Here is a 21290-nt window from a genome sequence, read left to right as displayed (position 1 = left end):
CATACCATACACTACTTATGCCGAACAATGATAAGGGTATCGGCGCTTACTTCATGCACCATCCCGTCTAGTATCTTTTCCAGCGTGAAAGCTGTTTGCTGCATCGTCTCAGTAGTAGACTCTATAAAAATCGGCACACCACCCGCTATCCTGTCTCTGTTCGTCGTAATCGTCGCCAAGATTACTCCTGTCATGGCCTACAGCTCCTTTTTCATCATTCTAGTCTTCGTTGGCATTCGGAAGACGCTTTCGAGAATCGGGACTGCACGAATGACGGATGTTGCACGTTCCACATCTTTTTCTTGCGGCAATAAAAATACACCCATTCTCCCCGACTTTATATCACGTTTTACCAAGGGTGTTAGTGATGGCTCTCCCGTATCGGTATATACGCCGAGTTGCGTTGCGGCATCGTGCAAAATCGCTTGCCGCTGTCCAGGGTGGGCAAGTGTGACCTTGGCATTGGCATCCCTCGGGGTCAGAATAAAACCCACGCCTTGCTCACGTATGATCTCTTGAGCATCTGCCAACCCGACGTTCATGATGTAAATGTCGTTCACATACAAGTCTCTTCCTTCCATTCTCACTTCCCCCGGCTCGATCTCTGCAATCAGCGATATTGTTTTTCCAGAGCGCAGCTTGCGAGAAATCAGCAAGGCGATGACACCTGCAATGACACCTCCCCACCAATGAAAGAGAATGGTAGCCGTCGTTGTCACCAAAGAGGTAAACATGACCATGTAATTGCGTCCTTCAAACACCATTGCGATTCCTTCGATATAGGGGCCACCACGGGGCACTAGCTCCTGTTTATCGATCTCATTAAGCGTAGTGCGTTCCATGTTCCTGACATCACGGAATTGTTGAGCAGCCAACGTCAAAAATGTGACTGCCGTGTAATTCTCCTTGAGCAGAGCAGGAATCGCTAACGCTCCGAGCGCGGATGCGATCACCCCAAGTGAAACGTGAATAATTTTTCCGTGGGGATAGGTTGGATATTGTCGATAATCTGTTCGCAAAAGATGAATCCGGCACAAAATGCCGAATAGGAACCCCAGAACTAACGGAAACACATAATCATATGCTAGCAATCCCTTCAACACCCTAGCGTCACCTACCCGTATCGGAATGGGAAGACTCTGTTTCTGTTCTACCAAGGATACGACGAATCGCAGACCAGACTATGCTGACGAGAGCCCATAGAGATAGGCTACTCCAAAGCAAATCTTGCGCATACTCGGATCCCCACTGACAGGAACCCGACAATTTCCAAAAATATAGCGAATGTATCGCATCTGCGAGAGGCAAGGAGAGCGTCAGCTGAAACAGCTGTCCCAGATGTGTTCTACTCATCAAAAAAATGGTACTGACTCCAACAGCAGGTACGATGATCCGCTCGTCCCAAAACAGCAAGATCGGATCGGTAAAAAACAGCCAGCGTAGCCAAAATAGCAAAAGAGCCGTTGCCAGCGCACTCAGCAAGTACAATCTGCGTATTTTAGACATGAGCTTGGTGTAAAGGACAATGCTTGCGATCAGTGGCAATATTGTTCCACTTAGACTAACTTGAATAGGGGCAAAATAGATTTTCCAGCTAACAAACGTACAAATTAAAAATGCGCTGATCACTGCGAGCACTCGTCTGCGTTCCATCTTCATGTTTCGCAGCTGCAAGTCAAAGCTTCCCATCCAGACAAGACACAGCAAAGACCACTGGATAAGGATCGCAACGGTTCCCTCGTTCATGTTCATCTCCTCAAAATGATGGTTGTCTCCCAAAAGTATGCCTCAACCAAGGAAATTTCATGAATCGAATGCTCGTCCACTACCTAACGTTGCGCCAGTCTCTCCAATTGCACGTGACGAAGCCTCGCTCTCTCTGCTGTTTTTCCCGTGATCATAACAGGCGTACAAACGGCGTCAGCCAGACCTTTCATTCCTAGTGCCGTCATCGCCACACGAATTTGATGATGCCATCTGTCGACGGTAGACAAGCAATCTTCCAGAGATTCACGTTGAACCAGACGCAGCATTGCCCCTGCCATCCCGATAGCGGACGCACCTAAAGAAGCGGCTTTGACTACATCGAGTCCATGACGAACACCACCTGTTGCTATGTATGACACTCCTGGATGACCGACAGCATTTGCTTCCAGCAAGCTCTCCACCGTCGTGAATCCCCAATCCTCGAACATGGCATTCGGCTGATCATTTCGCATATTTTCGACTTGAGCAAAATTTGTTCCGCCTCTTCCACCCACATCGATTGTTCTGATCCCGATTTCTATCAGCTTCTCGATCGATTCCTTTGCCATACCAAAGCCGACTTCTTTGACGATAACCGGCACATCCAGACTCTCCCTGATCGCTTGAATCCGCTCGAGATAGCCGCGAAAATCCCGATCCCCCTCAGGCATTAACAGCTCTTGCATGACATTCAGATGAATTTGCAATCCGTTCGCTTCCATCATCTCCACCGCTGCTATTGCCTGCTCCACTGTCGCTTCTGCCCCCACATTTGCAAACAAGATCCCCTGTGGATGTTCCCTTCTGACAATCCGATAGCTATCCGTAACATCTGGATCACGCAAAGCGGCCATTTGTGAGCCAACAGCCATCGCCAGATTTCGTTCCCTCGCAATGATCGCCAGTTTTTGATTGATCTGGGTAGTCCCACCGGCTCCACCCGTCATCGCATTAATCATGATCGGTGAGGAGAGTCGCAAGGATGCGATTTCGGTGTCCAGTGAGGTTTCTGCAAGTGCAGCATTCGGCAAGCTGTTCGGAACAAAGCTGACATCATCAAAACTATTTGCCCTATTTTCCCCGGTGATAAGAGCATTTCGAATATGGTCCAATTTTCTAATCGAACGACGATCCATTGTACCCCTCCTAGACTTTCGCTCTCAGAAAAAAGGGATACGCCAGAGCGTATCCCCATGAATCCTACTTTTTAACTTACTTGAACTTGTCTTTCAGATCACCGAACAACTCGCCCAATGTCACGCCCATTGGTTGGTTGTTTTCTTGCGTGAATTGTTGCTGTTCACGCTTGCTCGCACGTTCTGCCTGCTCCACACGGTCTTCTTCTACTGCACGGATACTGAGGCTAATGCGTTGTTCTTGTGGAACAACATCCAAAACCTTCACCTGTACCTCTTGACCCTCTTTCAACACCTCACTAGGTGTATTCACCCGACGATTTGCAATCTGGGAGATGTGTACGAGGCCTTCGATTCCAGGTGCCAGCTCAATAAATGCACCGAAGGACACCAGACGTTTTACCGTTCCATTCAAAATAGAGCCCGCTTTGAAATCTTCTGCAACGCTCGCCCATGGACCTGCTTGCGTTTCCTTGATGCTAAGGCCAATGCGCTCGTTTTCACGGTCAATTTTAAGGACTTTCACTTTTACCTTGTCGCCTTCTTTCACGACATCGGACGGCTTATCTACACGGTTCCAAGCAAGCTCAGATACGTGAACCAATCCATCAACACCACCGATATCCACGAATACGCCGAAATCGGTCATGCGCTGAACCGTTCCTTCCAATACTTGACCCACTTGGATTTTATCCAAAATGGATTGCTTTTGCACTTTTACTTCGTCTTCCAAAACCGCTTTGTGGGACAGGATGACTTTATTCTTTTCCTTATCCATTTCTACTACTTTCAAAGCCAATGTTTTGCCTTTGTAGTCGGAGAAATCTTCAACAAAATGACGCTCTACCATGGAAGCCGGAATGAAGCCGCGAACGCCTACATCAACAACAAGGCCGCCCTTCACTACTTCTTTCACAGCGGCTTCAATGATTTCACCCGCTTGCATTTTTTGCTCAAGATCAGACCAAGAGGATTCCATTGCTACTGCTTTCTTGGAAACAACGAGCTCTTCTTTCTCGTCGTTTAGCTTGATGACTTTTACTTCGAAAGTATCACCAACCGCTACTACATCAGATACCTTTTCAACATGCAGTGGAGACAGTTCGCTGATAGGAATCAGACCATCGTACTTGTAACCTAGATCTACAAGCGCTTGTTTGTCCTCAACTTTTGTTACGGTTGCCTTTACAACATCTCCTACGGAAATCGTTGTTGCATCCGTCAAGCTTACGTTCGTTTCTTCCATCATTCAAAAGACCTCCTTAATACCATCCAGTCCCAAACGTCTATGTACAGGTTGTGTACAACCTCACTACACGAAGCGGGAGCATGTATATTTTTAACTGTCGCCTGATGGCTGGCAGTTAGTACTGATGAAGCCAGTAAGTTCCAGCAGTTTTAGTATTCGTCCCTTTAGCAATTCTATACCGTTTGCTAAGAGAGATGCTGGTTTCGTAATTGCTTGATGTGCTCCATAATCAGATCGCTTGTTTCCTTCAACGTATCAGCGCTTGATTTGCCCTCGCGTAGTTGAGTCAGATCGATCGGTTTACCGTAAACGATCTTGATGGAACGAAACGGTCGATATGGCCCAATAATGGCTACCGGAATGACCACAGCTTCTGACTTGAGAGCGAACATCGCCACACCTGGCATCGCTTCCCCTGGTTCCCCTGTTTTGCTGCGGGTTCCCTCAGGAAAGATTCCAAAGATTTTTCCATCTTCCAGCAATTTGAGAGTCGTGCGAATGGCCGCACGATCTCCTGCACCCCGTTTAACCGGAAATGCACCGAATTTGGTAATGAGAAAGGATAAGACCGGAATTTTGAACAGCTCTTCTTTGGCCATGAAAAGAACCTGACGTTCGATGCCACCCCCGAGAAGAGGTGGATCCCATAAAGAAATGTGGTTGGCACAAAGGATCACTGGGCCTTCCTTAGGTATATGTTCACGCCCGATCACTTGCCAACGAAAGACAAGCGAAAAAATGATGCGAAAAAAACCTCTGAATAAACGATAGTAACTCAATGGGTTGACTCTCCCGTTCGCTCGCAGATTTGCAAGATGCGATCGACCACCTGATCAATGGTCATTCCTGTTGTGTCTACCAAAACGGCATCTTCCGCCTGACGCAACGGCGCGACTTCTCTCTGCATGTCCCGTCGATCTCGCTCTTCGATTTCTTTTTCCAGCTCAGCCAAGTCTGTCTGGGTACCTTTTGCGAGTAGTTCCTTCCAGCGGCGTTCTGCACGCTCTTGAATGGAGGCCGTCAGAAATATCTTCACGTCAGCGTCTGGCAAAACATGCGTACCGATATCTCTGCCGTCCATGACGACATTGCCTTGCGTCGCCAATCGTCGCTGGAGCACAAGCATTTGTTCACGTACAGAACCGTAGCTCGCTACAATGGAGGCGTACTGGCTCACTTCTGTGGAACGTATCCAGCTCGTGACATCGATTTCATTCCAGTATACATGTTGCTGTCCATTTTCCCGAACTAGTTGAACCTTGTTTTTTTGCAAAAGTTCGGAAACTGTAGACTCATCGCTGATAGGGAGCTGATGATGGTGGACTGCCCAAGCGAGGGCACGATACATGGCACCCGTGTCAATGTACACGTATTCCAGTTGACCCGCTACTTTTTGGGCGACAGTGCTTTTGCCTGCTCCCGCTGGTCCATCAATGGCAATGTTCATTACTTCTCACCTGCTATGTACGTTAGTTCGGATGGGAATAAAACAAGAAAAGCTTCTGTCGAAGCCCTTTCCCATTCTTTGTGTGATGAAAAAACGATCCAAGACCGTTTTCTATGTTATCTATAATAGTACCATAGTATGGAAGCATGCGCAAACCTTTAGGACTCTCTGGACACGCCTTCCAAGCGCTCTGTTTCGATTAATACTAATCTTGCGGGTACGTACTGAATGAGGACTTCGCCTATGGTCAATACAATCGCACATACGACAATTCCAATCATGATGCCTTTTTCTACCCGTTTGGAAAAGCTGCGAAAACGATCGTTGTACTGACTGGTCAATAGGGTCACTTCCTCTGATGAAGCGTCAATCCACAACGCCTTTTTTGCGAAGCTCTAGCTGTCTCTCGTAACACGCTCTAACCACTTTTGCTCGATCTTGCTCACTGATCTGGGTGAACTTACCCGAAATCCATTGGTGCAAACCTTTTTCTTCCGCCGGTTTTTGTCTGACGATTTCCATCACAACAAAAGCATGTTGAACCTGTCCATTTTTACTTGGAAGGGAAATCCAGACGTGCAAGTTGTCTTTTTCCTTTAAATGATAGCTTTCCTCACAGCTAAAAGACAGCCCACCACCACTGATATCTAACGTTCGTGCTAGAAAATGATAACGGCGAATTGGATCATCCAGTTTGACTGCGATGTCTACCGTGGTGTCAATTCTCAAGTAGTTTCGTCGCTGTGTGCGCACAATCTCCTCTTTAGCCGGCAATTGCAGAAGCAGAACAGGAATGTGATTGTTTTGTCTGCCGACAATCGCAGAGCGGAATTCATAGCGTGAGCCATCCTCACCAACATACCAAACCAAGCATTCTGTCCCTGGTTGAAACACCCCAGTCCGTCCAGTGTTTTCGCTGGTCGGCAACTCGATAGAAGCTACATCCTCCTTCAAATCTGCCACACGGCTTTTGAAGGTTTGCAGCTCCGTTTCTTCTGAGGAACTCGTGAAGTTTAGTCTTATTATTTGTCCTATTCGTGGAAGCATCATAAAGTAATTGTTCCTCCCCTTCCTATCACCCTTTCCATTATATACCCTTTTGTTTCGAATCAGCAAATAGGGAAAGCCGCTAAAAAACTAGCTTTCCCCCTAATTTTTTTAAGACTATTGTCCTTCGTTCTGTCCCGATCCCGATCCCGTTACCATTTTCACAACTTCTTCTTCTTCTCCATTCAAGGCATTGATGTAGACCATGTACGAATTCCCTTCAAAGCTGCCTGTCATTTCCCACGCCAGCACTTCTTTTCCATCGTTTTTCCCTTCGATTAGGGCAAGCCGCTGATCCGTCACTTTTACACTCGGATTGACTTTTTTCCTTGCTTCTTCTTTCGAGAGGCGGGGCTTGGAGAGAATTCTCTTTTTGTGATTAAACAGATACTCCGTCGAATTATAGGCAGTAACCTCTCCGTTGTCCAACGCAATCTCAACGACCACCCCGTCCGGATAAATTCTGACGCCATCCTGAACTGGCACAAACGTAAAGAGTGCGTTGCGGTCGTAGCTGTCAATCTCAGCGACCTGCATATTGTCAAATCCATGGTTCTGCAAGAACACTCGACCTTTTTCTTCCGCCTGCTTCATGTCCAGCTTTTCCTCGCCAATTCCACGCTCGTTCATCATCCAAACGACTTTCCCGCCGCGTTTGGTAACATCGAGGTTAATACCTGTCTTGTGCCCGTTTGGCGTGACATGTACGCTATACGCCGAGTATTCCTGCCCCTTGCCATTATCGTTTACTTCCACTTTCGCATCTCCTGGCTTCAACCCGAGAAACGACAGTGCAGTCTTCTCTGCTTCCTCTTTTGTAGCTGGTTTGCCATCGATCCCTTTGATTCGCTGCTGCTTTTTCTTATCGAGACTCTGTATTCCGACGCCCCAGTCTAAATCAGGGTATTCCTGCACTTTTTTCTCAATGGTTTGGAATCCGTCGATGATGGAATTGTCCTCTTTGTTTTTATTGGAGGCCAAAGCCGTCTCGACATCCATCCATCTCAATTGTTTGTCCATCGCGACGGTTTGTACCTTGCGCAGCTCATCCTGGATTTCCTTTGCTTGGGTGTGAAGGCTCTTCAATGTCTTGTATTCACTCTGACTCAATGGCTGCTTGTCGAGGTCACGCACAGCGACGCGATAGGAAAAATCCGCGACCCTCGACAGCATTTCTTCTGTTTTGTTAAATGCCATCAAGGTCAATGGCAGCTGTCCGACATCCGCTTGTGCCGCATAGGAAAGGCGCCAAACACTCGTCAAGATAGGGGTCATTTGTCTGCGCGAGTTGACCACCAGCGATTTGCCAAGCTCATCGTGCAGCTTGTCCACATGATAAGTGAGATCATGGAAAGCCCGTTGGTATGAGTTTTCCGCTTTGATCAAGACCGAGTTCTTCTCATTATGCTCCTGATATCCCCACACGCCAGCGCCTATTAAGGCAACTAGGGCAACGGGAAATAACACGCGTGCTGTTGCTCCATATACCATCCCTTGCCACTCCTCCTTTGATTATGCATCCATTATCTGCAAAAGATATGTTTCCCGATCTTTTTCACCTGCGGCCTGGTCCAAATCCAACCAGATGTTGCTGTATCCGGATTAAAATAGTACGTGCAGCCTCCCGTCGGATCCCAGCCGTTTAGTGCATTCTTCACTGCTTTCGTCGCACTTTCATTCGGTGTAAGCCATATTTGACCATCAGCAACTGCTGTAAAAGCACGTGGTTCGAAAATTACAGCCGAGGGCGTATCAGGAAACGTAGGGCTCTTGACGCGATTCAATATAACGGCAGCGACAGCAACTTGCCCTTCAAACGGCTCTCCTCTTGACTCCCCGTAAACAGCATTCGCCATGATTTTTAAATCATTGTCAGAGACTCGTGAAGGATGGAAGCTGGCTTTGGTTTTGACCGTCTTATCCTTTGCTGCAGGTGCAGCTATCTGCTCCTTTTGTACGGCAGCTACATTCTTTTCCTTCCAGACAGCCTTGTATCCACTTAAGCCCGCTGCCACCAACATCACCAACACACCTGCGATCCAGATTGTACGCACGGCTGAATCCTCCTTGGCATGTATTGAAATCTTTGCATAGTGTTGGTGGAGGAAGAGTGGATTATGCATGTAAATCTGGATATAGAAAAAGACCGATGCTCTTTGCATCGGCCCACATAGATTCGTCACACTTTTTAGTTGGGATGGAAAAGATCAGGACTCATCAATCCGAAAATGCTTGTCGTTATCACAAAGGCACTGCTTGAAACCTGTTTCTATTTGCCCTCCAGGTTCTCGATGACCACGCAGTGTAAACTTTTCTCCACATACATTGCATTGAATTGTCACTTTTGCTCGATCGGTTTTTAGCACGTACGTCTCCTCCTTACCGTCTATTGTGGACGTGAAGAGAGATTTTTAGAACCGAAATCGTGTGCTCTTTGTACCTTTTTTAAGCCCTGCCACCACAATACAAGCATGAATGGCACAATCACTACCAACCAGTTTTGGACCGCCAAAAAAATCAAGTTGTACAAAGCATGCAAGCCGATCGGCAAGGTAATCGACATCCATAAAAAAAGCCGTTCATGTTTGGCGTCCTTGGAAAACTTGGCCCGTCCGAGATAATAGCCCATCCACACCGCAAACAGCGCATGGCTGGATACCGGCAGTAAGGCACGCCAGATGGCGATATCTGTTCCATTGATAATGAGGTAAAACAAGTTCTCCAACGTAGCAAAACCAAGTGACACCGCAACCGCATAAACAATTCCATCGTATGGCTCATCAAATTCGAAATGTTTATAAACCGTAAAATAGATGACCATCCATTTAAAAAATTCTTCCACGACAGCGGATTGGAAAACTTCCGCGACAATGCCATCCCGCCAGTTCCATTCATTCTGCATGATGTACTGTAGTACCATAATCGGTACGACCAGCAGCATACCAAAGATAAACGACCGGATGACCATTGAAATCGGCTCCGGTTCGAGACTGTCACGCAGGTAAAAGTAACTTAAGATGGCGATACCGGGGGCAACTGCCGCGCCGATCAAAGCAATCATCTTTTATTACTCCTTTACACAAGACTATCATTCATCGTACCATGAATAATGGTTGATGAAAACCCGCTACAGGAGAGAGATCATGTCAAAAAAAATTTTGGTAGTGAACACAGGCGGTACAATTGCCATGTCTGTCGATGACTCAGAAGGCGTAAAGCCATTGGATGATCAAGCAGTCAACAAAATCCTTCCTTTTTTAGAAAAACACGCGGATGTCACCATGAAAAATGTACTCAACCTACCTAGCCCTCATATGACTCCTGCGATCATGAATCAGCTGCGTCTCGATATTGAGGAAGCCTTTGAACAAGATCATTATGATGGCATCGTCATTACCCATGGGACTGATACGTTGGAGGAGACCGCATACTTCCTGGATCTGACTTTGTCGGTCAACGTCCCGATTGTCGTAACCGGAGCCATGCGCAGCAGTAATGAGCTCGGAGCTGACGGTCCAGTCAATCTCATTTCTTCCGTTCGTGCAGCCGCAGATTCCGACAGTTTGAACAAAGGGGTTATCGTTGTTTTTAATGACGAAATTCACGCGGCACGTCACGTAACGAAAACACACACGAGCAATGTCGCTACCTTCCAGTCGCCACAATACGGACCGATTGGAACCATTGCGAAAAAAAGCGTGCAATACCACCACGCTCCATTGGATCGCGAGCATTATGCCATTACCCATGCTGATGCGAATGTCCCGTTGATCAAGGCAGTTGCTGGCATGGAGCCTTCTTGGCTACAGTTTTTATTGGAGCAGCAAATTGATGGACTCGTCGTAGAGGCGTTTGGATTGGGTAACCTTCCACCCGCTATCATCCCTACCCTGCAGCAATTACTGGACAAAGGCGTACCGATCGTCCTCGTCTCTCGCTGCTACAATGGCCAGGTGCAGGATATCTATGACTATGAAGGTGGAGGCCGCAAGCTAAAAGAGATGGGCATCATCTTCTCCAATGGCTTAAATGGGCAAAAGGCTCGTCTCAAGTTAATTGTAACACTGCAAAAAACACGGACTTTCAAAGAGCTGCAGCTGTTGTTCGACCAGTAAATCATATGACGTAAGCCTCCTGGTTCTTCAGGAGGTTTTTTTTTCCTTAAAAACATTACTTGAACGGTGCTGTTGTGGTGGGGAGGAAACAGGAGAAAACGCTCAGATTCTAGGGCCACCCCCTGTGGGATTGACTGCACGACTCCATGCAAAAAGCGAAACCGCGTCCAAAGTTGCCCCTTCAGGATGTGTTTCAGAGGTGGACGCTTAAAGGCGTGTTTCGCTTTTTGCATTGCGTCTCGGTCGGTGTCCCTAAGATCTTCGCTGTTTTCTCCTGTTTCCTCTACGAGCTTACCGTTTTAGGCAGGTTTTAAATGCCTTAAAAGATTGAAGAGTGTTACCTGTTACGCTAGAGAAGAATATTTCCAGGCGTAGCGACTTGTGGAGTCCTACCAAGCGGAGAAGGGATGAGCGGGCAAAAGAAACGCAACCGTGCTCCTACTTCGAAGCGGCTACCACTTTTGCGTTTCCCCGCGAATCCCTTCGGAGCGGACAGTCTAAACCCCCAGCAGGACGAAGCCTGGACCTAGCCTGGAAATATTCTTCTCTCCACCACAGCCACACGCGCCAATAAAAAAGGCCCCGCCAAAACGGCGGAGCCATGTTTTCTCAATATATGGAGGGTTGTTTGAAAAATTAAACCCAACCGCGGAAGCGAGAAGCCTCAGCCATCTTGCGGGCACCAACCATGTAAGCAGACAGACGCATGTCAATGCGACGAGTTTGAGACATGGAGTATACATTTTCAAACGAACGAACCATTACTTTTTCCAACTTCTCTTCTACTTCTTCTTCAGACCAGTAGTAGCCTTGGTTATTTTGTACCCACTCGAAGTAGGAAACAGTCACACCACCAGCACTAGCAAGTACGTCTGGAACCAGAAGAATTCCACGCTCAGTCAAAATCTTAGTTGCTTCCAAAGTAGTTGGGCCATTTGCCGCTTCTACTACGATTGACGCCTTGATGTTGTGAGCGTTTGCAGCTGTGATTTGGTTTTCGATTGCTGCCGGAACCAAAATGTCGCATTCCAGTTCAAGAAGCTCTTTGTTGGTAATCGTGTTGTTGAACAGTTTTGTAACTGTACCAAAGGAATCACGACGATCCAACAAGTAGTCGATATCCAAACCGTTTGGATCATGCAGCGCACCGTATGCATCAGAGATACCTACGACTTTAGCGCCTGCATCATGCATGAATTTTGCCAAGTAACTACCAGCGTTACCAAAGCCTTGTACAACTACGCGAGCACCTTTTACATCGATGTTACGACGCTTTGCTGCTTCACGGATGCAAATGGTTACACCTTTTGCAGTAGCTGTTTCGCGGCCATGGGAACCACCCAGCGCAATTGGTTTACCCGTAATGAAACCAGGCGAGTCAAATTCACGGATACGGCTATATTCGTCCATCATCCACGCCATGATCTGTGAGTTCGTAAAGACGTCCGGAGCCGGAATATCTTTAGTAGGGCCCACAAGTTGGCTGATTGCGCGAACGTAACCGCGGCTCAGTCTTTCCAGTTCGCGGAAGGACATTTCACGCGGGTCGCAAATGATACCGCCTTTACCACCGCCATATGGCAGATCGACGATACCTGCTTTGAGGCTCATCCAGATAGAAAGTGCTTTAACTTCATCCTCAGTAACTTCCGGGTGGAAACGAATGCCCCCCTTGGTCGGACCTACTGCATCGTTGTGCTGTGCACGATAGCCCGTAAATACCTTTACTTCGCCATTATCCATGCGAACCGGAATACGTACAGTCAAAACGCGTAGCGGTTCCTTCAAGAGTTCAAACATCGATTCTTGGTAACCTAGTTTCTCCAGTGCTTCCTTGATCACCGTTTGAGTTGAATGGAGCAAGTTCAATGATTCTTGCTTTTCTTTCCCTTCGGTGCTTTCGGTTACCACGTCTTGATTACCCATTACTTACCACCTCAAAAATGTTTTCGGTCAATGCCGCCTTTAGTATACACGCTTGTATCATTTATGAGAAGCTTAAAAATGTTTTTTTTCCATTTCGAAAACGTTTTCGTGCCTTGTTTTGCATAATCATTCAATTATTTACCATCCATTTTGAAATCGCTTTTACAAACATTATTTTGTACCAGTAGCTTCAAATGCACGTCCAGCCATGCTTCTATTGTCCCCAAACTTGTTTCTTTCATTACAGGATTAGTGAATTTATGCCATAATGGAAAAGGTAATGTGGAAGTTTATTCATGGAGGTGTTTTTATGAAAAAAAAGTCTATTTTGTTTATTTTTGCCCATCCCGATGACGAAACGTTTGCTTGTGGGATTTCCATTTCCAAATATAGTGAGACCAAAATGGCCAGCACACATCTATTATGCGCAACAAAAGGGCAAGCAGGAAAAGCTGGCGAACCACCGTTATGCACACCGGAAGAACTCCCCCGCTTTCGCGAGCAGGAGCTTCGCGACGCTTGTGCCATACTTGGATTCGATCAGGTAGACGTCTGGGAATATCAGGATAAGTTCCTAAACACAGTGCCCGTAGAAGAGCTCGTTACTCGTATCCACCAGGCTATTCACCAGATCCAACCGGAAATCGTCGTCACGTTTGCACCGCATGGCATCTCCGGACATCCTGACCATTTGGCGATTAGTCATGCTACCACCCAGGCTGTCCTTTCTTTAGGCCCAGAAACAAGTGTGCGAAAGCTTTATTATGCGACTCGCTCATCCGACGAAGGATTTGGTACGATGAAACCTCCCTTTACAGATCCAATCGAGAGCATTACGACGATCATTCACGCACCTGAATATATGCCGAAAGTAGCTGATGCCTTGCGGGCACACAGAACACAGCACTTATCAGTAGAACGCGTGTTTCCAGGTGTAACAAAAGGCGAGCACGATTCTGTTCCGCCAAACAATCATTACATCTTGGCTTGGCACAGCCTTCCGAACTATACCCTTCAAGGTAAAGAGGCTGATTTTTTTGACGGCCTAGTATAATCGATACAGACAGCAACAGCACCTAGTTGGTTGACTAGGTGCTGTTTTATATTCCCAGACATTTCTTTTTTGATTACGTGAAATGCCTGCATATTTCTTTTACAGCATCGTCGGCAACGATCACTTTCCCGTATTCTTCCAACACATAAATCGTTATCGGCGTCGCTTCTCCGTACTCAGAGAGGATCGCAATTAGCTTGTGATAACGCTCCTGATCCAAGTCGACTTCCTCCAGCACCAGATGATATTTTCCCTGGTAGAAGTAGGCAGCCCCGCCATTGGTCAATAGGGCGTTAATGCGGTGGGCGGCTTCAACCATATGCTCAAAGTCCCGGAAGGCATACATGATCAAATCGCTTTCTTCCAATGTTACCTCTAGCTCGTATACATCCTCGTCTTCGAATTCTTCCTCTTTTCCGTCCTTTGAGCCCGTCTTGCCACGCGTTACGATTACGACCATTCCCTGAGCTGGCAAGGCGAACACTTCAACTGCAACAGGCCCTGATACCTCAAACCCTAATTCGTGATAAGCCTGTTCCATCATGTCGTTGAACAGTTCATGAACTTTAGGAATGTCACGCCACATGTCTTCTTTTTCTATCCCGCGCTCTGAGAGGTCGTCAAAAGTTAAAAAGATTCGTATTTTATCTTGACCAAGGCGTTCAACACGCATGACTGTCCCTCCTCGCCATCCAGTCGTACTACAAAATATGATGGTAAGCCTGTAAGAGTTCTCCACATTCTCCGGCGAATACCTGTTGGCATTCATCCATTTTTTGATGGACTGGAAAATACGGGGTAGTCCTATCATATCACATTTAGTTACTGGAACAAAGCTACCATGACACCTACGCAGCATTCGCCTGCCGATGTCGAATCCACTCACTTCCTGCGCTTTCCCAGGAAAAGTTCCCCTTCATTGCTCTTCTTCTGTATTTATATTTGGTTCTGCTAGTTCGGGTTCCTTCTCGTTCATAAAGGTTTGTACATGAAAAAACGCCCAGAATCAGGCGTTTTTTTACATCTCCAAATCACGCAGCCGCTTTTGAATCCAAATAGCCGCCTGTGTCCCATCTCCCATGGCAATGGACACCTGCTGAGAATGCTCATTGATATCGCCAACAGCCCAGATGTTGGGATGATCCGTTTCTTTTGTTCGCGGGTTCGTTTGGATGTGGCCTTTTTCATGAATTTGCACGGAAAAACCACGTAAAAGCTCTGTCAATGCATGCGCACCAGGAAAAGCAAGAAATGCTCTTTCTACAGACAACCGTTCACCTGAAGATAGCTCGATTTCCTGCAATTGCCCCGCCGTATGATGAAGAGCACATACTTTTTCCTCCCGATACATGATCCCTCGTTTGTGCAGTTCAGAGACAGCCTGCGTATCCACCTGCACTTCTGCATGGTTAATGACTGTTAACCTGTTTGTATAATAAGTAAGTTCGTCTGCCATCGAAACAGCGTGTGGGCCCGCTCCAATGATTGCCGTGGCTTTGTCAATTGTTTCATAGCCGTCACAGTCGGGACACAAGAAAATCGATATCCCTACACATTCGGAGAAGCCAGGGATGGCTGGGAACGGATCACGCATGCCGGTTGCCAAAACCAGCGTTCGCGAAGTAAGTGTATGTATGCCACTTTTTGTACCTATCGAAAATAATCCGCTTGGGTCGGTAGAAAGCTTTGTTACCTCATCTGTTATGAAGATTGCGCCGTATTTTTGTGCTTGCTCCCTGCCCACATGACGCAAAAAATCGCCACTAACCCCTTCCGAAAATCCGAGGATATTTCGGTAGGCTTTGGCGATTGTTGATCGACCACCTGGCATGTCAATGACTGCAACGCGTCGAAGGCATCTTGCAAGTTGAATGGCAGTTTGAAGCCCTGCAATCCCGCCGCCGACAATGACTGTATCATACTCCACTTGCCTCCACCTACTTATTCTTTTCCCGATAGCATGACCAGTGGAGCACGATCTCATTACTGAACGAGTGGAACCAAAACAACTTTTCCTTCGACGAGCCCTGCTTCTGAATGAAGCCCGTTGTATTTTGCGATTCGTCTTACGTTCGTGTTATTTCCATAGTACTTTCGGGACAGCATAAACAACGTTTCCCCCTTCTTCACCACATGCTTGACGATCTTTGATTTTGTTCCAGGTGGTGTTGAAGCTGGTTTTCCCGGTGTAGCTACTGCGCTAGGAGAAGTACTTGTTATCTGGTTTGTCTTGCTTACAGTTGTACCAGTTGAAGTTTTCGCTGGAACTGGGCTCACAGCAGCTGTCTGTGCGCTTGTTGTCGGCTTCACCATCGGTTCAACCGGCTTTGATTCGATCGTTTTCGCTTTGTCAGGAGGGGTGGTCACACTTACATTGGAATCAAGCGTAGAAGGTAGAACGACGGATGCAGGCTCCTTTTCTCCTGCCTTGCTCCCTTGCGAGGTGGTAATCGTTTTGCTAACTTCCTTCCCTTCAGCATTTTTCACTTCTACACTACCAGAAGCTGCTGACTCATGTGGGATATTGGCCCTGTACAACTCAAAACCAATCAACCCGAAAAAGACGAATCCAAACAAGTACAATCCCGGTTGAATCCACTTTTTAAACGAGAACGACGCTTTAGGGCGAGTATGACGGGAGCGTCGGGGTGGTAATGGATTATGCTCAAGATTCACTCTTCCTCCCCCTTTTTCTTGATTGTTTTTTGTAGATAAAATGCTAACATGACGTCAATAAGGATATGAGCCACAATCGAGGGCCAAAGGGACTGATAATGAGAAAACAAGAGCCCCAAGATCAAGCTTGTACCAAATACACTTATGATCATGAGCGGTTTTTTCAAATAACGTACGTGGATCAGTGTAAAAATAAGGCTGCTCCAAAAGTTCCCGGCAAGCGATTGAATAACTCCACGGAATAGCCATTCCTCTCCAACCCCTACTACCATACAGACGAGAATCGTGGTGGATGGTAACATGGCGCCAAAAACTTTTTCATTGATACTGTCATCATCCTGCCATCGCTTCGGCAAGTAACGATCCATCACTATACTCGCGATGATAATACCTGCGGCTACAAACACGGCCCACAGTACGGCATTCCAGCCTGGCAAAGTAAACAAGGACAGAGTAGCATCCCAGCCCAGCACGAATAAGCTACCGGCAGCAGCCACTCCTATCACGATTCCTTGTGTCAACCATAGATTCAGCCGAAGAGTGGCTTCATCCACCTCTAGCCGATCTTCCTTCACTCGATGTTTCTCTCCTTTATTTGTTCGGCAAAAGAGTGTCTAACGCCTGCCGCAAATTCCATTTGATTTGTTCATTCTTTGCGATTGTATGGTCATTCGTTTGGAAATACACATCCATAGTTAAGCCACAATTCTTACAGCAGTACAGATCAAATTGATGATCCTTTTCTTTAAAATACGTATTAATGCTCACACGCAAACAGTTTTCTCCTCTTACGTAAGATACCATTTCTGCCAGCTTTTTTTGCTTAAAGCTTTTTCTCTTTTCGGTTTCCTGCCAAATGATATGAGCCTTTGGATAGGACTCTCCCGCAGCAGCAGCTTCGTTTAAGCCCAGCACTCTTTCCGTATAAAAGGCAAGGAGAGCGCCCATCTCTTCGGATATATCCATCATCGCCAAGGCCTCGTTCGTCAAAGGTACTCCAGTATTGCACAACTGCTCGTATTTTTGAACTTGGACTTGTGTCGGGTACTCCTTCTCCAGCATGTGCTGATGAATCTGCAAATCGTCCCACGAAAATAAAAGCAGCGCATACCCGGGCTTGCCGTCACGGCCGATCCGCCCGATTTCTTGTGCGTATGCCTCTAAACTGGCTGGCATTTGATAATGGATGACGTAGCGAATATCTGGCTTGTCGATTCCCATACCAAATGCATTGGTTGCAATAATAACATCCAGCTCTCCTGCAAGAAATTGGGATTGGATCAGCATTCGCTCCATGCTGTTCATGCCCCCGTGGTAACCGTGAACGCGTTTTTTTCCTTCAAGTTGATAAGAGGCTGCCAACACATCTACTGCTTGTCGCGTGCTGCAGTAAACGATTCCAGGCCCCTGCAAACGATCGATCTGATCAAATACATACGAACGCCTGTCTGTTTCCTCCCCAACTTCAACCAGATCATAGGCGATATTTGCCCGATTAAGGGACTGCAACACAATATCTTCCTTTTTAATGGAAAATAAGTTGCAAATTTCCTCACGAACAGACGCCGTCGCAGTCGCCGTCACAGCCAAAACAGGAGGTGCTCCCAATTGTTTCACGACTTCAGGCAATCGCAAGTAATCTGTGCGAAAGTCATGTCCCCATTGCGAGATGCAATGCGCTTCATCAATTGCGATCAGGGACACCCTTGCTCGCTTTAACACTTGTTGGACATAGGTCTGTTGAAGCTTTTCAGGAGAAATATACAGAAGCTTGTACGAACCTTCCGAGAGCCCTTTCAAAATTTCGCGGGACTCTGTCGGATCTTGCATGCTGTTCAAATAGGTAGCCGGAATTTTTTTTCGCGCTCGAAGCTGCTGCACCTGATCGACCATCAAGGAGATCAATGGGGAAACCACGACGGTCAGACCCGGCAAAAGCATTGCTGGCAGCTGATACGTCACTGATTTCCCACCACCTGTTGCTAATAGCCCGAGAACACTTCGTCCATGTAGTAGACGTTCAATAATAGGCTCCTGACCGGGGCGGAACGAGTCATATCCAAAATGCAGCTTTAATCTGTCGTACATGAGCTGTTTATTCATTTTGCCCCCCTCGTCGCTCGTGCCAATGCCAATCGGATCTGCAAATACGTCACTGTTGCTTCCAATTGATCCTTGATGAGCCGGAGTCTGCTTGTATCGAGTCGCTCACTCGTCTCCACGATCTCTTTTGCCAGCTCATTCGGTAAATACGTTGTCATGTCCCATTCCGGACAGCGCAGGGCAATCTCTACCAAATGATCTTCTATTGTACTTTCTTTCATTTGTCGTCTCTTCGCTATTTCCTTTTTGTCACAGCCAGTCTGAAGCATTGCGTACGTTCGGGCAGCACTTTCGGTGAGACGTGGATCAAGCTTGTGGGATTCTGTAACCAGTTTTGATAAAAGAGGATAATGATTGCTCTCTGCAAGCAACGTCTGAATCGACGCGGCTAGCCCATATCGAAATTGCAGCATGAGATAGCTACGACTCGTTTGGCGAATCTCTGCTACTTGCCCCATGGTCTTGCCAACTTGTCCTACTCCTGACAGTTGACAAAACAAAAGCTCCTGCACACCTTCATCCAGGGGCTCCCATAATCGATATAGCTCGTCAGACAGTTGCTGTTTCCAAGCATTTCGCAATGTCCCATCAGATAATTGGTTTTTTACCCAACGCTGTGCTGGCTTGTCCGAAACGACCGGAATGAAACCGAGATCACCCTGATGCATTTGCGAGATCGTCTGCACCATAAGATGAAGTCTGTTCCAAAATGGTTCGATTCGCTCCGCCAAATCAGACTGGGTAAAAGGTGCGAACCATACATCAAACCGATATTTTTGGTACATGTGTTTGGCATGCTGCAATCCTGTATCAGAAAAGGTAAAGGTCGGTTTCGAGTTTGTTCCAACTGCATCAACAGGTAAAATCCAGCCCGCCTGAAATAAAGTTGAAACTATTTTCTCCCAATCCTCTCTTGGAAAACGGGAAAACATCCGATAATACGGATAAAGGGTATACAAATGCACATCTTGCAGTGTCTGATTGGCTTTTCTGCCACGCAGTATGTAGTAGGCTGATTGCAGCGTTCGTTCATTGGCCAGAGGTAACATGGCATTCAAGGCGACCGCACATAAGAGGTCCTGCTCCTCTGCCGCACTGTTCCGACTGTTCATTGGTACTCCTTACATCATTCTATATTTTTCAAAGCTCAAAGTAAGCGAAGTAAACTGCATCATTGTATTTGGAGGATAGTATGACAAAACGATTGAAAAGAACTGAATTTATGATGGCGTATATGATCATCATAACACTTGCATGCACAGTTGGTGGATTTTTTTTCGGGGCCCATTATATGAAGACACAATTGGAGTCGGAACAAGCCGCCGTACTCGAAGCTGAGAAAAAGGAAGCCGAAAAAGACAAAATGCTACGTGAGCAAAAGCTGTACAACGAACAGGACTTTATCCGATTTTACTATGCCGTTTATGCACCGCTGCTTGATCTGAAGCAAGCACATTTTGATACAATGGATAAGTGGAATCAAATGAACGAAAGTGAACGGACCGAAGGCTTGAAGCAGCTCAGCAATTTAGCTGACCAGACAAGGAAAGAGCTGGAGAAAAACGTTCCCTTGCCGACGTCACCCATGCTGAGACAAGCTCACGCCACCTTTACGAACAGTGTACGGGCGTATTTGGATAGTATGGAGCAGATTCGTTCCGATCAAAATAAGGCTACGCCTGATTCCATTGGAGCTAGCCTGACGCTTTTCCAAAATAACTGGCTAACCGCACAGGAAATGGTGTATCACTCCATCGCGTCTTGGGAATCGGCTTATGTGGTGAAGCAAGGCATGCCGAAGCAATTGCCTGGAACCGTTAACACCGCACAGTGGAAGCAGTATCCGTTCCATTACCGTACCTATCTCGCTGCTGTCGCCATGTCAAAAAGCAATCAATGGAGCAGCTATAGTCCTGAAGACTTGACTGCAAGACTTGATTTGCTCATTGCATCCAACGAAGTTCAGGCACTAGGAATCAAGGATTTAGCCGCTGCCGTGAAGATTTTGAACGCGACAGATGCAGTATCTGCGGGAGATTTTAAACGCTTGAATACACAGCTCTACTCCGTGCTAAGGGCACCTGAAATCCCTCTTTATAAGTAGTCGTACATTTTTAGACTGATTCAATCTTGAAATCTTGTCACCAAGAGCATACAATGATCTATGATAGTGGACGTACCACTTCGGTATGGGAGGTGAAACCACGATGACTACATGGGTAGATAAAGATACTTGTATTGCTTGCGGTGCTTGTGGCGCCACGGCTCCTGACGTCTTTGATTACGACGATGAGGGCCTTGCGTTCAACAAGTTGGATGACAATGCTAACAGCGTTGAAATCCCGGATATCCTGCATGACGATGTTCGTGATGCTGCTGAAGGATGCCCGACCGACTCTATTAAAGTGGAATAGTATTCCATCTACTAATGGAAGAAACCTCTTACGTACTTCGGTATGTAAGAGGTTTTTCATTATGCCCTCCTATCCTCCACTGAACGAATGATCGACAACTTCCCGTTCTTTCTTTTGTCATTTTTCGATAAGATAATAGCAGCAGCAAAATCCGAACATTAAAATGCGTTTTTTCCATTTTTTGTGATGTAAACATCTTAACGTTCGTGTTTTGGTTGTTTTCGTAGTGTTTCTAGCATGAAATTGAGTATTATTCACGAACGATAACCGATATAAAATAATTAATGTTCATTTTTTCTTGTTTTTCTTCTTGACGGTGTTATTTTGACGTGATATCGTAAGTACAAATCTTACGAAACACCTTATAAAACAACAGC

Annotated in this window: 24 protein-coding genes and 1 other annotated feature (1 of these 25 only partly in view); of the genes, 4 read left to right on the top strand and 20 right to left on the bottom strand. The window is 46.6% G+C overall.

The annotated features are described in order from the left end of the window. Positions 1–11 precede the first annotated feature (11 nt). The 13 genes from HP401_RS01945 to prsW all read right to left on the bottom strand — a co-directional run bounded on the left by HP401_RS01945 (position 12) and on the right by prsW (position 9686). Positions 12–194, bottom strand: a complete 183-nt coding sequence (locus HP401_RS01945) for a capping complex subunit for YIEGIA (protein ID WP_173603872.1) — start codon at positions 192–194, stop codon at positions 12–14. 3 nt (positions 195–197) lie between these two features. Next, on the bottom strand, positions 198–1103 hold the full coding sequence (locus HP401_RS01940) for a YIEGIA family protein (protein WP_173603871.1): 906 nt from the start codon (positions 1101–1103) through the stop codon (positions 198–200). Between the two features lie 7 nt (positions 1104–1110). Then, entirely contained in the window at positions 1111–1746 is a 636-nt protein-coding gene (locus HP401_RS01935; RefSeq protein WP_087348362.1) for a YphA family membrane protein, read from the bottom strand. A gap of 83 nt (positions 1747–1829) precedes the next feature. Next, entirely contained in the window at positions 1830–2882 is a 1053-nt protein-coding gene (fni, locus tag HP401_RS01930; RefSeq protein WP_173603870.1) for a type 2 isopentenyl-diphosphate Delta-isomerase, read from the bottom strand. A 76-nt stretch (positions 2883–2958) separates the two neighbouring features. After that, positions 2959–4131: a 30S ribosomal protein S1 gene (rpsA, locus tag HP401_RS01925; RefSeq protein ID WP_173603869.1), complete on the bottom strand. Its 1173-nt coding sequence runs from the start codon at positions 4129–4131 to the stop codon at positions 2959–2961. 185 nt (positions 4132–4316) lie between these two features. Further along, complete coding sequence (locus tag HP401_RS01920) at positions 4317–4910, bottom strand: lysophospholipid acyltransferase family protein (protein WP_173603868.1); 594 nt, start codon at positions 4908–4910, stop codon at positions 4317–4319. Further along, the gene (gene cmk / locus HP401_RS01915; RefSeq protein WP_012686128.1) at positions 4907–5578 is read right to left on the bottom strand and encodes a (d)CMP kinase; all 672 of its coding nucleotides are present in this window, start codon (positions 5576–5578) and stop codon (positions 4907–4909) included. The genes HP401_RS01920 and cmk overlap by 4 nt, the downstream gene beginning before the upstream one ends. Positions 5579–5736: 158 nt before the next feature. Next, positions 5737–5919 carry a hypothetical protein gene (locus HP401_RS01910; protein ID WP_173603867.1) on the bottom strand — a complete coding sequence of 61 codons (183 nt, stop codon included), beginning with the start codon at positions 5917–5919 and terminating at the stop codon, positions 5737–5739. Between the two features lie 25 nt (positions 5920–5944). Continuing rightward, positions 5945–6628 carry a flagellar brake protein gene (locus HP401_RS01905; RefSeq protein ID WP_012686127.1) on the bottom strand — a complete coding sequence of 228 codons (684 nt, stop codon included), beginning with the start codon at positions 6626–6628 and terminating at the stop codon, positions 5945–5947. A gap of 114 nt (positions 6629–6742) precedes the next feature. Then, complete coding sequence (gene ypeB, locus HP401_RS01900) at positions 6743–8116, bottom strand: germination protein YpeB (protein ID WP_173603866.1); 1374 nt, start codon at positions 8114–8116, stop codon at positions 6743–6745. Between the two features lie 32 nt (positions 8117–8148). Continuing rightward, a complete protein-coding gene (locus HP401_RS01895; RefSeq protein ID WP_173603865.1) occupies positions 8149–8808 on the bottom strand; it encodes a cell wall hydrolase in 660 nt (219 codons plus the stop codon). A 24-nt stretch (positions 8809–8832) separates the two neighbouring features. Then, positions 8833–8991, bottom strand: a complete 159-nt coding sequence (locus HP401_RS01890; RefSeq protein WP_012686124.1) for a hypothetical protein — start codon at positions 8989–8991, stop codon at positions 8833–8835. Between the two features lie 20 nt (positions 8992–9011). Then, complete coding sequence (gene prsW, locus HP401_RS01885) at positions 9012–9686, bottom strand: glutamic-type intramembrane protease PrsW (RefSeq protein ID WP_173603864.1); 675 nt, start codon at positions 9684–9686, stop codon at positions 9012–9014. Between the two features lie 82 nt (positions 9687–9768). Between prsW and HP401_RS01880 the strand changes: the two genes are divergently transcribed. Next, positions 9769–10740, top strand: a complete 972-nt coding sequence (locus HP401_RS01880) for an asparaginase (RefSeq protein WP_016740002.1) — start codon at positions 9769–9771, stop codon at positions 10738–10740. A 636-nt stretch (positions 10741–11376) separates the two neighbouring features. Here HP401_RS01880 and HP401_RS01875 read toward each other — a convergent pair. Beyond that, positions 11377–12666 (bottom strand): Glu/Leu/Phe/Val family dehydrogenase, encoded by a 1290-nt coding sequence (locus HP401_RS01875; RefSeq protein WP_007723992.1) that lies wholly within the window; start codon positions 12664–12666, stop codon positions 11377–11379. 310 nt (positions 12667–12976) lie between these two features. On the opposite strand from HP401_RS01875, the gene HP401_RS01870 reads away from it, so the two are divergent. After that, a complete protein-coding gene (locus HP401_RS01870) occupies positions 12977–13720 on the top strand; it encodes a PIG-L deacetylase family protein (RefSeq protein ID WP_173603863.1) in 744 nt (247 codons plus the stop codon). Positions 13721–13793: 73 nt separating this feature from the next. On the opposite strand, the gene HP401_RS01865 is transcribed toward HP401_RS01870, so the two are convergent. The 6 genes from HP401_RS01865 to HP401_RS01840 all read right to left on the bottom strand — a co-directional run bounded on the left by HP401_RS01865 (position 13794) and on the right by HP401_RS01840 (position 19611). After that, positions 13794–14393, bottom strand: coding sequence for a genetic competence negative regulator (locus HP401_RS01865; RefSeq protein WP_007723994.1), 600 nt, complete (start codon positions 14391–14393; stop codon positions 13794–13796). Positions 14394–14738: 345 nt separating this feature from the next. Further along, entirely contained in the window at positions 14739–15647 is a 909-nt protein-coding gene (locus HP401_RS01860) for an NAD(P)/FAD-dependent oxidoreductase (protein WP_309145108.1), read from the bottom strand. A 56-nt stretch (positions 15648–15703) separates the two neighbouring features. Beyond that, positions 15704–16396, bottom strand: a complete 693-nt coding sequence (locus HP401_RS35585; protein WP_173603861.1) for a LysM peptidoglycan-binding domain-containing protein — start codon at positions 16394–16396, stop codon at positions 15704–15706. After that, entirely contained in the window at positions 16393–16971 is a 579-nt protein-coding gene (locus HP401_RS01850) for a CPBP family intramembrane glutamic endopeptidase (protein WP_173603860.1), read from the bottom strand. Before HP401_RS01850 ends, HP401_RS35585 begins: the two co-directional genes overlap by 4 nt. A gap of 16 nt (positions 16972–16987) precedes the next feature. Beyond that, on the bottom strand, positions 16988–18499 hold the full coding sequence (locus HP401_RS01845) for a RecQ family ATP-dependent DNA helicase (RefSeq protein WP_173603859.1): 1512 nt from the start codon (positions 18497–18499) through the stop codon (positions 16988–16990). Then, positions 18496–19611: a YpbB family protein gene (locus HP401_RS01840; protein ID WP_173603858.1), complete on the bottom strand. Its 1116-nt coding sequence runs from the start codon at positions 19609–19611 to the stop codon at positions 18496–18498. Before HP401_RS01840 ends, HP401_RS01845 begins: the two co-directional genes overlap by 4 nt. 80 nt (positions 19612–19691) lie before the next feature. Here HP401_RS01840 and HP401_RS01835 point away from each other — a divergent pair, with 80 nt between their 5' ends. Next, positions 19692–20603, top strand: a complete 912-nt coding sequence (locus HP401_RS01835; protein WP_173603857.1) for a hypothetical protein — start codon at positions 19692–19694, stop codon at positions 20601–20603. 103 nt (positions 20604–20706) lie between these two features. Next, positions 20707–20913: a ferredoxin gene (locus HP401_RS01830; RefSeq protein ID WP_007724004.1), complete on the top strand. Its 207-nt coding sequence runs from the start codon at positions 20707–20709 to the stop codon at positions 20911–20913. A 369-nt stretch (positions 20914–21282) separates the two neighbouring features. Continuing rightward, positions 21283–21290, top strand: a binding site (T-box leader); it runs 240 nt beyond the window's last position.

The organism is Brevibacillus sp. HB2.2, assembly GCF_013284275.1.
Lineage (GTDB): Bacteria > Bacillota > Bacilli > Brevibacillales > Brevibacillaceae > Brevibacillus > Brevibacillus brevis_D.
This window is presented reverse-complemented; position numbering and strand designations above follow the sequence as displayed.